This is a genomic window from Trichocoleus sp. FACHB-591 (assembly GCF_014695845.1).
Lineage (GTDB): Bacteria > Cyanobacteriota > Cyanobacteriia > FACHB-46 > FACHB-46 > Trichocoleus.
On the sequence record NZ_JACJPA010000112.1, the window covers coordinates 38,075 to 51,115 of the forward strand.

Below are 13,041 nucleotides of genomic sequence, written 5' to 3' on the forward strand. Positions count from 1 at the left end.
CATGATCAAACCGAGGTCATTAGGCAAGCTCCGCGGCGCAGTGTCGGGTGCAATCGCTAGTTAGGCGCTGTCTGGGGAACGGGCCAGCTTAACTCCGCCAAAGGTAAAGAACACGAGCGTTGGTTCGTTGGAACCGCGGTATGCATCCTGCGCATTGCCCAGCTTTGCAGCAATTGCAGTATTTGCCAGGCGTCTATTTCAGTTCCTTCCCAAACGGGCTTGGTAAGCTCAGCGATTGCATACTGCTTGCCGCATTTGCGAACTACCAACGCATAAGAGTCTGGCGCGGTGGACGAATTGTCCCATTGCCCACATCCATGTTTGGCTGCTCGTGTTGAAGGTTCCAACGATCTGTGCTGGTTAATGAGTCTCAATGCCATCCTCAAATTCGGAGATCAGCAAGCCAGCGTCCTGAGCAAAATGCCAAGCCTCCTCTGCACCGAAACGCCAGGCCCTCTGGTGCCTAGACGTCTTGCTCCCCAGTTCATTCCATCGCAACTATTTCTATTTCAACTCTTCGTAAGTCATGGTGTCTCCTGACTCAGCTATCAACTTGCGGTGAGATGCCTAATGCCCGGTATCACCCGCCCGCGCAACATACGTGAGAGGCATTGTGATACGAGTCGGGTGCATATGGTTGTTATGCCTCGCCGTAGGGGATTACCGCCCCTGGTCAACGCTCCTCCGCCTAGACTTCGCCTCGGCTCAGGGTTGAATGGTGGATGACCCAATACAGGCCGGCCACGAAGACACCGCCGAGCAGGGTGGCGAACACCCACACCATCGGTCCCACCAGAGCCGTCCCACGTCTGCGGCGCTGAAGTACACCGACATCGTGGCCAACTCCGAGTGCGAACAGGACGTTGAGTCCGACTGCGAACAGGACGTCGAGGATGACGCGCAGCAACATCACCGGTGCGGCTAGCGCCGAAAATAACTCCCAGCTTTCAGTGTCCATATTCCTCCACGAAATACAAAAAAGGCATAACTATTATTAGGTGTACTTTTTCCACCTAAGATCTCCTATGAGATGATTAGATGACCTGTCTCTCCATAATTAGCTTTTGAGGTTATTAAGCAGAAAACTTTCCGCATAATAACCCTGAACAGTACGCTTCGGTAGAAAGGCGAAGTAAATGTTTCGCCTTTTTAGCTCCTGAACTCAGCCTAAGATTCCATAACAGCTAATTAGCCTGACTCGAGGAGAAATTTGTGGAGTAATAGGATAAAAATCAAGTGATTATATTCAAGTTAAGGCATAGAGCGATCGCCCTTCCAACCACAAAACTCACCGCTCTTGACTAGCAAGCCAAGTGTTGTAGCTAACAGCAGGAGGGCTTTAGTTCTAACCTTGACTTTGCAGAGCTTGCAACTTGGCTCGAATCGTTTCAATGCGTTTGCGGTTGACGCCTAAATCCGATTTGCCCAAGCGAGAGGCCGATCGCACGTGAATCAATTGCTGAACTTCATCCAGGTAAAATTCCACATCATCCACATACCCCATCAAAGCGCTTTTAAATTCTGCGTACAAGTAGTTAGGCCTTTCCGTAACGATGGTTGTACGCTCCAGATTTTGGATCACCGTTTTGAGGTCAGCGATCGCTTGGGTTGCTGTAGAGGTGTAGGTCAAAGGGGCAATCTGACAAGTTGGGCTTGTACTTTGGCTATTGACACAGTTGGGGGTATTTGGGCAGGGTGCTAAGCTACCATTTTGAACGCCAAGATTAGTGGGCCGTTTGCCAGCAAACACAGTTCTTCCTCCAATGCATTAACCGAGACCTTTGTGAGCTTACCATCCCTAGCCCTTGCCTCTGCTAAACTTCCCAACAGGTACCCATGATTTGCTCATAATTTGATGGAGGAGATTTGGTTATGGCTGATCCATTGACCCCTAGTATTAGCGATCGCATTTGCAAACATATGAACGAAGACCATGCCGAGGCGATCGTGCTTTACGCCAAAGCCTATGCTGGAGCGACTAGTGCCACTGCGGCGGAGATGGTTTCGATTGATGCCCAAGGGATGAACTTGATGGCTCAAGTTGAGGGAGCGGCAACCCCGCTTCGGGTTGAGTTTGACCACGAACTGCAAGACTCGGAAGATGCTCACCAAACTTTGATTGCCATGGTGAGACAAGCTCGGACCCAGCCCCAGTAGCACGTTCGACAGCTGCCGCAGTCCTAGGCTGCAACACATTAAGATTGAAGAGAAGACTTTAGTACAGATGTACGTTTATGGTTCAGTATACGCTAGCGCAAAGCCCTGAAATTATTCTGACTGTCTCTGGCAAAGATTCTGCCAAAGCCCGTGAAAAGGCGATGGATCAGCTGATGGAGCTGATGGATTCAGGCAAGTTACCGACCGATTTGGCAGAAGGATTTGGCCCTCAACAATTTATTGAAGTGAAAGAACCAAGCTCAACGGTCTCTGCCGACGAAGATGCTGTCACCCAGGCAGTACAAATTCTCAGCAACTTGGCGACGCTCAAGCTGAAGGTGCAAGAATTGCGTTCTGAAGCAGTCAAAGTGCGAGAGCAGGTCGATATTCTGTTCACAGATGAGTCGGTGAGCGAGGAGGCGATCGCCAACCTCAAAGAAGGCTTCAAAACCTTGAAGACTTTTGCTCAAACCAACCTCCGTTACCGAGAAGCTAGAGCCCAAGCAGAAGAGGCGCGGACTGTACTGGACCAAGCGCTCCAATCGCCGGACTCTAAAGCTTCATCGGACCCTAAAGCAGATAAACCGAGTGACGCCAAAGCGAGTGACAAAACTACTGACACCAAGGCCGAGAAATCTGGCAAATAGTGTGCTCAGATCGTTCCCTGCGCTTTAGCCGCTCCGGGTAGTTGCCACCAAGCTAGCTGCGGATACTCATGGTGCTCCTCGTGATAGCCAAAGTGATAGCAGGTAATGAAAGACCAGAAAACTGGAAGGGGGTTACTTTGAGCCCGATGGTGATTTTTGTATCCTCCTTCTGGTTCTCGGTGCGGCAAGTAGGTGCCAAAGAAAAACAGTTGTGCCGAGCTGGAGATCGAAGGAATGACCCAAAACAGCGTCATGTTTTCTGCTGGCAAAGCCAGCGTCAAGCGAATGGTGTGAAAGAGCGCAACTAAGGCCAATATTCTGACCCAGCTCCAGTGGGATTTCATGAACTGAAAGTACCAAGCAAAAAAATTCTGGTGCTTGCCATTATGGGAGTCTGGGTCTCGTTCGCTCACTGGATGCTGATGGTGTTGCCAATGTTTTTGCTTTAGCTTCTCGAAAGAAAATAGAGCATAGCAAGCTAGAGCGATCGCTCCCATTCCATCATTAATCTTGGAGTTTTTGGGATATACCGCTCCATGCATTGCATCATGCGCGACGATAAATAGCCCTGTGTAGAGAAACATTTGCCAAACCATCAGCGGCAGTTTCCACAACAAGGGCCACGCGGAGATATCTAAGCTCAACAAGCAAGCTAAACTCGTCGCCCAAAGGCTTAACATGCCTATTGCAGTGATCAGGCTACGGTTTGCTTCTTTCGCGGGGTCAGCGATCGTTACCTCTTCTTTTAATGGGGCAGCGGGTGGGGATACTTGCTCAGAGGAAATCAAATCTTCAGCTCCAGATAACGATTGACTTAAGTAGGCAGATACAAAGCTAAGCAACCACCGCTCAGCGTGGGTAAACAATTTCTATGAAGAATATTTACTTTAATCCCGTCTGCCTCCTAAACCAAGGCTTTCTGGCAGAACTAATGCAAAAAGTGGAGTTGGATGTGTCGATTTTCCAACTTAACCATTCCAAGACTCTAGATGAATAGAACATTGGGCCATAGCAAAACCTTGTGGTCAGACTGGCAACTTAAGCTGAGTTAAGGCCACCAGTCTAACGACAAGGTTGGATGCTTATGACTTATTCAATGATTAACAGTCAGTTACTAACGAGCCAGTGACTAACGAGCGATGTACTGGGGTAAGAAGTGCAGCACGTCACGCAATACACTGTAACCGTTCAAATCCCACAACAGATATGCCAAGAAACCAATCATGGCTAGACGACCGTTCCATAGCTCGGCTTGGGGATTCCAACCAAACAAAAAGGCGTTCCGATCTTTGCCGTTATAAGCGTTAGCAACAGTGGGTAGATCAGCAGAAGGACGAGATTCCATATTTACATTCCTCAACGAACTTGTTAACAAACTTGTTATGTCCCTATAGTATCGAGTTGCCTCTAAGCCGCAGTCTGCCTAGGGTGCGAAACTATAGGCCCTCCTTCTGACCGATGTAAAGAAACTTTAAGCTAAAACGGCTCTAACTAAAGATGAGTACAGGCAAGTACAAGCCCAAACTCTACAATTCGACAGAGGCTGAGTCGGCAAGGGCAGGTGCGTTAAAATGGCTCAACTTTAAGGATTGGGGTTTAAGAATCGAGGGCTGATTTAGCCAAGATTTACTTTGCTGCACGCGATCGCTTGAGAGAGCCATGACAGAAAACACCACCGCAGAAGCTCAACGGCTAGAAGCAACTCGTCAAAGGCAAGCGCATTGGCGCAGATGGGGGCCGTATCTCAGCGATCGCCAGTGGGGAACTGTTCGGGAAGACTACAGTGCTAGTGGGGCAGCCTGGGACTATTTCACCCATGACCAAGCGCGATCGCGGGCTTACCGTTGGGGAGAAGATGGCATCGCAGGCATTTCGGACAATCATCAACGGCTTTGTTTTGCGATCGCCCTCTGGAATGGCAATGACGCAATTCTCAAAGAACGACTGTTTGGCTTGACTGGGAAAGAAGGCAATCACGGTGAGGACGTTAAAGAATACTATTTCTACCTCGACAACACGCCGACGCACTCCTACATGAAATGCCTCTATAAATATCCACACCAGACATTTCCTTACGAGCAATTGGTGGCCGAGAATGCTTGTCGGGGTCGCGATCAACTAGAGTTTGAGCTATTGGAGACAGGCATTTTTGACGAAGAACGCTATTTTGATGTCTTGGTTGAATATGCTAAAGCGGCTCCAGAAGACATTTTGATTCGCATCAAGTTCAGCAATCACGGGCCAGAAGCTCAAACCTTACATTTATTGCCAACGCTGTGGTTTCGTAACACTTGGTCTTGGAGTAAGGGGTCTGGGAGTGAGAAGCAAGCTTGTCCCTCCCTTCCCAACTCCGACAAGCCCTTACTGTCTAAAGCGAAATCTAAGGACAATTACAGCGTCATTGCCGCCTCCCATTCCAGCTTGGGTGACTACTGGTTGTATTGCGACCCACCGACAGAGCTGCTATTTACCGAAAATGAAACCAATACAGAGCGTATTTTGGGGACGCCTAACGTTTCGGCTTATCTCAAGGATGGCATCAACAACTATGTAGTTCAGGGTGAGCAAACTGCTGTCAATCCTGAATTGGTTGGCACCAAAGCCGCAGCACACTATATCTTGCAGGTACAGGCAGGCGAGACGCAAACTATTCAACTCCGATTAAATCAAGTGGCTCCAGCCCTTGTCACCGCTTCTCCCTTGGGAGCTGAGTTTGAGCGGGTTTTTAGCGATCGCCAGCGGGAAGCTGATGAATTTTACCAACGGGTTTGCTGTTTCACGCGATCGCCCGATTTGCAAAACATTCAGCGTCAAGCTTTTGCGGGCCTATTGTGGAGCAAGCAGTTTTACTACTACGTGGTGGATGAATGGTTGAAAAACGCGCCTGCTGAGCCATCCGTATCCCCGGAGCGGCTGAAAGGGAGAAATTCTGAGTGGATTCATTTATTTAATGATGACATTCTCTCGATGCCCGACAAGTGGGAGTATCCCTGGTTTGCGGCCTGGGATCTGGCCTTTCATGTGATTCCCATTGCCATGATTGATCCAGAACTGGCTAAATACCAGCTGGATCGCCTGACGCGAGAATGGTACATGCATCCCAATGGCCAACTGCCTGCTTATGAATGGGCGTTTGGGGATGTGAACCCTCCTGTTCATGCGTGGGCAGCGTGGCGAATTTACAAGATTGAACAGAAACTATACGGTCGGGCCGATAGTGTTTTTTTAGAGCGAGTATTTCAAAAGCTATTGCTCAACTTTACTTGGTGGGTGAACCGCAAAGATGCAGCGGGCAATAATGTTTTTCAAGGCGGCTTTCTAGGTCTGGATAATATCGGTGTGTTCGATCGCAGCTCCGAACTGCCGACTGGCGGTCGCATTGACCAATCCGATGGCACTAGTTGGATGGGCATGTATAGCCTGCACATGCTAGCAATCGCCTTAGAGCTATCAAAATCCAATCCTATCTACGAAGATATTGCTAGTAAGTTCTTTGAGCACTTCCTCTACATTGCGGAGGCTATGAACCGCATGGGCCGAGAAGAAGCCTCCCTCTGGGATGAGGCAGATGGCTTCTATTATGATGTGCTGCATTTTCCAGATGGACATCAAGTGCGCTTAAAAGTTCGCTCCGTTGTCGGCTTGATTCCTCTCTTTGCGGTAGAGCCGATCGAAGCAGAGCTTCTAGAACAATTTCCTGGCTTTTGGAAGCGCACAGAATGGTTCATTCGTAATCGTCCCGATCTGACTCAGAACATTGCTTGTATGAAACGCCAAGGGGTAGGCGATCGCAGGCTTTTGGCGATCGTTTATCGCGATAAACTGCGGCGGATTCTAGAGAAAATGCTAGACGAAAAGGAATTCCTCAGCCCCTATGGCATTCGGGCTCTGTCCCGTTATCACGCCGAGCATCCTTACATTTTTGAAGCGCAAGGTCAGGAACACCGCGTTGATTATGAGCCAGCGGAATCCACTAGTGCCTTGTTTGGGGGCAATTCTAACTGGCGTGGCCCGATTTGGCTTCCCATCAACTTCTTGCTAATCGAATCGCTGCAAAAGTTTCATCATTACTTAGGTGATGACTTTAAAGTGGAATGCCCGACAGGTTCTGGGCAATGGATGAACTTGTGGGAAGTCGCTAGCGAAATCTCCCAACGACTCATAAAGATTTTTACCCAAGATGCCGCCGGTCGTCGCCCCGTCTATGGAGACACAGAAAAATTTCAAACCCACCCACATTGGCAAGATTTGATTTTGTTCTACGAATACTTCCACGGCGACAATGGTGCTGGAATCGGTGCGAGTCACCAAACTGGCTGGACTGCTTTGATCGCTAAATTAATTCAGCAAGTGGAAGAGCACGAAGATTAGAGCATAGCCTTCAATCTAGAGGTGGTTCCTGCAAGTCTGCCCGATACTCAGGCTTGAGCAACAAGCTCCACTGGGCGTTGTAAGGATGCACTTTGGTCGTAGGCTGCTCGGCTTGCCAGAGCGGTCGTGCTTCGTTGGCCCACTGAAAAATGCTGCCTTCCAAGTCATAAACCTGCGTGAAGCCTGCCTGTGATAACTGAACTGCAACTTTCGCACTGCGATAGCCAATCGAGCAGTAGACAACTAGGGGCGTATCCTGATCAATCTGGTCAAGAGCGACCAAGTCAGGCGCGATCGGATCGATTTGCTGAGCAGTTGCCAAATGGCTGACAGCATACTCAGTTTTAGTTCGAGCATCTAATAGGAGCGGTTGCGATCGGATTGATTTGCTGAGCCATTGAGCGAGTTCTGCGGTCGTGATCCACCGAACCTGCGGAAATTGCATTGCAATTGAATGCCTGATTAGCTTGAAGATGAGCGATCGCCCCATGCCCATGATTCAAATTCTGGCCTCTGGCAACACCAGCATGGCATCCCCAAATGAATAGAAACGGTACTGCTCCGCGATCGCCTCTTGGTACAACGCCATCAAGCGCGGACGACTTACCAACGCGCTGACTAACATCAGCAAACTGGAGCAAGGCAAATGGAAATTGGTAATTAATCCCTCCACCACGCGCCATTGATAACCAGGGTAAATAAATAGATTCACCTTTCCTTGGTAGGGCTGCAATTCACCGAAGTGGTTGCCATTCTGCTCAGCTTGCTGCGCCACTCCTTCCAAGGTGCGGACGACGGTTGTACCCACAGCAATCACGCGTCCCCCTTGGGCTTTGGTCTGCTGAATTTTGGCGACTGTCTCGGCTGGAACTTCTACCCACTCGCTATGCATAGCATGTTGGGTAATATCCTCCGCTTCGACGGGCCGAAAGGTGCCGACTCCCACATGTAAGGTAACGAAGGCTTGGTCAATGCCTTGAGCTTGTAACTTAGCCAGCAACTCAGGGGTAAAGTGCAAGCCTGCGGTTGGGGCTGCGACAGCTCCAGGTTGCGCGGCATAAACCGTTTGGTAGCGTTCTGGCTCTGCCTCAGATTGGGTAATGTAGGGTGGCAAAGGTACTTGGCCGAGTTCTTGTAGGCGTGTTTGCAATGACTCCCCATCGGGCACCTCGAACTGCAAAATCCTCCCTCCCGTGGGCGCATCCGTCGCTATGACTGTAGCCTTTAAGCTCGGTGGCTCAGTTGGGTCTGGACCAAACTCAATTGCCGCTCCGGGTTTCAGCCGCCGACCAGGTTTGACTAGAGCCAGCCAGCAATTAGGTTGGGGTTGGGGTTCTAGGAGCAAAACTTCGATCGTGGCCCCCCCTGGCTTACGACCGTACAACCTGGCGGGAATCACACGGGTATTGTTGAGCACTAGTAAATCTCCCGATCGGAGGAGATTTGGTAAGTCCCGAAAGATGCGGTGGCTATGCTGAGTTGGGGAGTTGAGGACCAGCAACCGTGCCTGATCCCTTGGCTCTATGGGGTTTTGGGCAATCCTTTCTTCTGGTAGCTCGTAGTCATAGGCGCTCAGTAATTGGTCGGAGGTAGGCTCGGACGCGATCGCCGGAGTGACAGGCTGATCTGAGGAACTAAAATCGTGAGGTTTGGCCGTGAAGTTCATACCAGCGTAGGGCTGCAACAAGCAATGAAGTGCAAAACTTATAACAACATTGGGTGGAACCCCCCATAGGAGGTCGGGGGCTTCTCCCCTATTGGCTTCAGCAAATCCCCGTAAGAATAGAAATGTAGCATTCGCTGGGTCTGAAGAAACATGGAATATCTCTACTACCTTGGCAATGCCAGCCTCACCCTAAGAGTCGTCGAACACCTACATGGCACCACGCTAATGCCTGTTCGATTCATGACTGTAATTCATCAGATTGATGGCTGGGTCGTCAAGGTCAAGATGAATCGCTACTTGAGCCCACAAGAAGATGGAGATTTCCGAGCTTTCTTGAATGAGCTAGGCATTCCTTACGAGCCAGAAATTCGTATTCAAATGGCTTTGTGGAGCCTGGAAACGGGTCAGTCTGCCATCGATGTGATGCGGCGCTATCAAGTAGCGGTGGTTTCTCACGGTAGCCCCGATCGCGGTGAAATTGAAGAATTCCGTAAGCAGTTTGTACTAGGACTGGGCTATTGTCCTGAGACGCTAGCTTAGGCTGCAACGCTTGGCAAATTCTGGCTAGTTATCATCTCCATCACTTGTTGAAGCAGCCTGATAACGGCAAATTTAAGTGAAAGCCGCTTGGATATAATCTTTTAAGCTTAGTTGATAACCTCCGATCGCAATCGGTTGCCCTTGGGCGATCGCTGCTTGACTCTGGTTAATCACATAATTCATTGCTAACATCGCAGCCTGAACTTGATCGACACCAAGCTTTTCAGGTTGCGATCGCGCTTTTGAGGCAGGTTGCACTGCTACTAGGGCCACATCGAAGCGGCAAGGTAGTTCTGCAAGGTCTGGATAATTGGACAAAAATAATTCTGCTGTCTGCCAAAGTTTGGCTTGCTTTTGGGCCGTGATCGCTAGCAAGCCGTCCGCATCCCAATTGTTGCCGCTACGAGTTTTAACTTCCACAAATACAAGCGTGGCTGAGGGCGATCGCATCTGGTCAGGTGATATAGGTCTAGATGCTATGGATTGTTGGACCGCAGGTTGTTGGGCAATTAGGTCAATTTCGCCCCAACGACAATGCCAGCGTTGATGCAGCAGTCCCCAACCTTGAGCTTGCAACCATTCTGCAATAAAGGCTTCTCCTAGCAACCCGATTTCGCTCTTAGATTGAGACGAGCGGCGCGATCGCGAGGGTTCAGGCTTGCCAGAATTCATGCATTTTACTCAGATTTTCTCGCAGGACGAAGTAGTCAGACTTTAACCTTCGTTACGAGTCTAGTGCTTTTTCACCAAGGAGACCGACAGCTTCGGGTAGGATCAGGGATGGGACCGCTCAGGTCAGTCTAGGCTGCGCTTAGCGCTAGCCTATAGATTGATGTGGCTCCCAGACTCACTGATTCGTCACAGTCACTTAGTAAAGTACGCGAGATGGACAGAAGGTACGGTTTCCCATTGATTCAGCAGCCAATTCAGAAACCAGTGAAAACAGCCTGGTATCAACGCCTAGCCACTGCTTGTTTCAGCCTATGCTGGATGACTCTGGCGGGGTTGCTGGTTTGGGGGGCGATCGCGACTCCTGCTTTGGCTGAGGACTATAACAAAGCTTTCTTGGTGGGGGCCGACTTTTCGGGCCGTGTTTTAGTGGACTCCAGCTTTACTAAGGCCAATATGCGTGGCATCAATCTCAGCCAGAGTGATTTGCGCGGGGTGAGCTTTTTTGGGGCTAATCTAGAAGCTGCCAATTTGGCAGGGGCAAACCTCAGCAACGCCACGCTAGATACGGCTCGCCTGTCCGACGCAAATTTAACCAATGCGATTCTGGAAGGAGCCTTTGCCTTCAACGCCAAGTTTGAAGGAGCTGTAATTGACGGCACAGATTTTACCGATGTCGAGTTTCGACAAGATGCTCAAGTTTTGCTCTGTAAGGTGGCGAAGGGCACTAACCCTGTGACTGGCCGCAACACCCGCGACACGCTCTATTGCGACTAACCCAACTGCGGCACTTCTAGTAGATCGGCTGGGGTGATGCAGCGCTGGCGATCGAGTTCCTGCAGATAGCGTCTTTCGTCGTAGAACAGCTTTTGAAATCGCAAGGCTTCGGCATCGAAGGCCGCATCTAGGCTTTGTTCTAAAGAATCTAGGATTTGTACTTGGTTAGGGTCAGCTAAGATCGCTTGCGTGGCTTCTTCCCACATCTTTAGCAAGTGACGGCAACGTTTCTCGCACATGATCCGCTCTAGGCTAGCAGTGGCAGTGCGAATCGCTAGACTCGGACGGAGAATATCTAACTTTGCTGTCTCATCGAGTTGCAGAATATGTAGAACTCGCTTAATTTCCTCTGGCGACTCAGTGCAGCGGTCTTGCAGGGCCGTGAGTAAGTCAACTTCTGTGTGCTCTTCCCAACTGGCGTAAGACTGAGGCAGTTCGGCCTGAGGCTCTTGATTTTCTGTTTCTTCAATGTCTAGGATCTGCCGCCACAGAAAGCGGTGGTGAGACAAGCTAAACTCCAGCTCACGCTCTTTGAGGGCGTTGTGCACTTCTAGACGATGAGCGGGGCAATGAACGTAGATACGGAGTAGTTGGGCTTCTGCTGCTTCTCGCAAGCTGTAATCGGTGGGTTTTTCCCATTTTTGCGATCGCCCGTGCCAACGTTGCCCCCGAACTTGGGTGCGGAGGTTTTCTTCCAGTTGCAGCGCAAACCTGGCATCGCCTTGACTCAAAAACCCCGCACACTGATGAATATAGTGTGTTCGTAAAGGGGTATTGGGTAAATTGCCCAGGAGCTTGACGATCGCCTGAATCGACTGCTGAAACTGGTCAGCTTGCTTCAGGTCTTGGCCGAGGAGTGCTTGCTGAATCTGCCAATCTAACCAGAGGGGCGCTCTTTCCAGCAGGCTGAGGTAATGCTCTGAAGAATGTGTGTGCAAGAACTCATCCGGGTCTTTGCCTTCGGGAATGTTGAGGACTCGCAACTGCACCTGGCCTTGATAAGCCAAGTCAGCCACTTCCCCGATCGCCCGTTCTGCCGCTTTCACCCCCGCTGCGTCAGCGTCAAAGTTGAACACAACTTGCTTTGACTCGCTGTAGCGCAGCAGTTGTTTGACTTGGGCCACGCTCAATGCAGTACCCAAAGACGCGACGGCGTTGGTAATCCCGGCGGCATGCAGGGCAATTACGTCAAAATAACCTTCTACAACCACCGCTTGGTCTTGCTTGGCGATCGCGGCGCGGGCCTTGTCTAACCCAAACAGAGTTTTGCCTTTGTCAAATAGGTCGGTGTCGGGGGAGTTGAGGTACTTAGGTTGCTCATCGCTCAGGGTGCGGCCCCCAAACCCAATCACGCGACCTTGAATATCCAGAATCGGGATCATCAGGCGATCGCGGAAACGGTCGTAGTAACCACCCCCAGATTTGCGCGGCAAAATTAACCCAGCTTGGTCTACCAACTCCACCGGGTAGTGTTTCTGCTCTACCAAATAGCCGTACAGCGTTTCCCAACCCGCCGGAGCGTAACCGAGTTGAAACTGCTGAATCGTTTCTTGGCTCAGGTGCCGAGAGTTTTGTAGGTAATCTAAAGCGACCTTTCCTTGGGGTTGTCGCAGTGCGTGCTCGTAAAACTTGGCCGTCAGCGACAAAATCTCATACAACTGCTCCCGCACCGAAAGCTGCCGTTGCAACTCTTGGCGCTGTTCTGGAGCCAAAGTTTTGACATTTACTTGGTAGCGGCGAGCCAGATCCAACACAACATCACTGAAGGAGTTTTTGCCCAACTCCATCAGAAACTTGATCGTGTTGCCGCCTGCTCCACAGCTAAAGCAATAGTAAAACTGCTTGCTGGGACTGACGCTGAAGCTCGGAGACTTGTCATCGTGGAACGGGCAGAGCCCGACAAAGTCTTTGCCCTGTTTCCGCAGCACGACATGCTCAGAAACTATATCGACAATGTCAGCTTTTTGCTTGACTTGCTCAATAGTGTCAGGATGCAGCCGAGGAATGTCCATTGACGCTGTGCCGAAAAGTAGAACTCACTTACTATTGTCACCGCTCTCTCAGTTTCAGCCAAGCCGTTGTGCTTTGAGAAAAGCCGTGCTGTGACTTCATTTGCCTAAACCCATTGGTACAAACGGCTGAAGTTCGAGTATTATCACGTTGATCTTGCCTGGAAGCTGTATTCTGGCTTTGGGTTGGGCATAATCAATTCGT

General features: G+C 50.2%; 14 protein-coding genes. 6 read left to right on the forward strand and 8 right to left on the reverse strand.

Going from position 1 to position 13,041, the window contains the following annotated elements:
- Positions 1-688: 688 nt before the first annotated feature.
- Positions 689-958: a hypothetical protein gene (locus tag H6F90_RS25010; RefSeq protein WP_190554784.1), complete on the reverse strand. Its 270-nt coding sequence runs from the start codon at positions 956-958 to the stop codon at positions 689-691.
- Between the two features lie 387 nt (positions 959-1,345).
- Entirely contained in the window at positions 1,346-1,750 is a 405-nt protein-coding gene (locus H6F90_RS25015; protein WP_190554785.1) for a DUF1499 domain-containing protein, read from the reverse strand.
- 122 nt (positions 1,751-1,872) lie between these two features.
- On the opposite strand from H6F90_RS25015, the gene H6F90_RS25020 reads away from it, so the two are divergent.
- On the forward strand, positions 1,873-2,157 hold the full coding sequence (locus tag H6F90_RS25020) for a DUF2470 domain-containing protein (protein WP_190554786.1): 285 nt from the start codon (positions 1,873-1,875) through the stop codon (positions 2,155-2,157).
- A 77-nt stretch (positions 2,158-2,234) separates the two neighbouring features.
- On the forward strand, positions 2,235-2,804 hold the full coding sequence (locus H6F90_RS25025; RefSeq protein ID WP_190554787.1) for a hypothetical protein: 570 nt from the start codon (positions 2,235-2,237) through the stop codon (positions 2,802-2,804).
- 5 nt (positions 2,805-2,809) lie between these two features.
- Here the strand turns inward: H6F90_RS25025 and crtW are convergent, their stop codons facing one another.
- Positions 2,810-3,592 carry a beta-carotene ketolase CrtW gene (crtW, locus tag H6F90_RS25030; protein ID WP_190554829.1) on the reverse strand — a complete coding sequence of 261 codons (783 nt, stop codon included), beginning with the start codon at positions 3,590-3,592 and terminating at the stop codon, positions 2,810-2,812.
- Positions 3,593-3,675: 83 nt separating this feature from the next.
- Between crtW and H6F90_RS31235 the strand changes: the two genes are divergently transcribed.
- On the forward strand, positions 3,676-3,801 hold the full coding sequence (locus tag H6F90_RS31235) for a hypothetical protein (protein WP_255525062.1): 126 nt from the start codon (positions 3,676-3,678) through the stop codon (positions 3,799-3,801).
- 132 nt (positions 3,802-3,933) lie between these two features.
- On the opposite strand, the gene H6F90_RS25035 is transcribed toward H6F90_RS31235, so the two are convergent.
- Entirely contained in the window at positions 3,934-4,149 is a 216-nt protein-coding gene (locus H6F90_RS25035; protein WP_190441681.1) for a chlorophyll a/b-binding protein, read from the reverse strand.
- A 314-nt stretch (positions 4,150-4,463) separates the two neighbouring features.
- On the opposite strand from H6F90_RS25035, the gene H6F90_RS25040 reads away from it, so the two are divergent.
- The gene (locus H6F90_RS25040; RefSeq protein WP_190554788.1) at positions 4,464-7,175 is read left to right on the forward strand and encodes a glucosidase; all 2,712 of its coding nucleotides are present in this window, start codon (positions 4,464-4,466) and stop codon (positions 7,173-7,175) included.
- 10 nt (positions 7,176-7,185) lie between these two features.
- On the opposite strand, the gene H6F90_RS25045 is transcribed toward H6F90_RS25040, so the two are convergent.
- Both H6F90_RS25045 and queA read right to left on the reverse strand, forming a co-directional pair.
- Positions 7,186-7,620: a rhodanese-like domain-containing protein gene (locus tag H6F90_RS25045; RefSeq protein WP_199296161.1), complete on the reverse strand. Its 435-nt coding sequence runs from the start codon at positions 7,618-7,620 to the stop codon at positions 7,186-7,188.
- 54 nt (positions 7,621-7,674) lie between these two features.
- On the reverse strand, positions 7,675-8,841 hold the full coding sequence (gene queA, locus H6F90_RS25050) for a tRNA preQ1(34) S-adenosylmethionine ribosyltransferase-isomerase QueA (protein WP_190554790.1): 1,167 nt from the start codon (positions 8,839-8,841) through the stop codon (positions 7,675-7,677).
- Between the two features lie 150 nt (positions 8,842-8,991).
- Here queA and H6F90_RS25055 point away from each other — a divergent pair, with 150 nt between their 5' ends.
- On the forward strand, positions 8,992-9,381 hold the full coding sequence (locus H6F90_RS25055) for a hypothetical protein (RefSeq protein ID WP_190441687.1): 390 nt from the start codon (positions 8,992-8,994) through the stop codon (positions 9,379-9,381).
- Positions 9,382-9,453: 72 nt separating this feature from the next.
- On the opposite strand, the gene H6F90_RS25060 is transcribed toward H6F90_RS25055, so the two are convergent.
- The gene (locus H6F90_RS25060) at positions 9,454-10,053 is read right to left on the reverse strand and encodes a YraN family protein (protein ID WP_190554791.1); all 600 of its coding nucleotides are present in this window, start codon (positions 10,051-10,053) and stop codon (positions 9,454-9,456) included.
- Positions 10,054-10,317: 264 nt separating this feature from the next.
- Between H6F90_RS25060 and H6F90_RS25065 the strand changes: the two genes are divergently transcribed.
- Complete coding sequence (locus H6F90_RS25065) at positions 10,318-10,827, forward strand: pentapeptide repeat-containing protein (RefSeq protein ID WP_370588090.1); 510 nt, start codon at positions 10,318-10,320, stop codon at positions 10,825-10,827.
- Here the strand turns inward: H6F90_RS25065 and dnaG are convergent.
- Positions 10,824-12,839, reverse strand: a complete 2,016-nt coding sequence (gene dnaG / locus H6F90_RS25070) for a DNA primase (protein ID WP_190554792.1) — start codon at positions 12,837-12,839, stop codon at positions 10,824-10,826. The genes H6F90_RS25065 and dnaG overlap by 4 nt on opposite strands.
- Positions 12,840-13,041 lie beyond the last annotated feature (202 nt).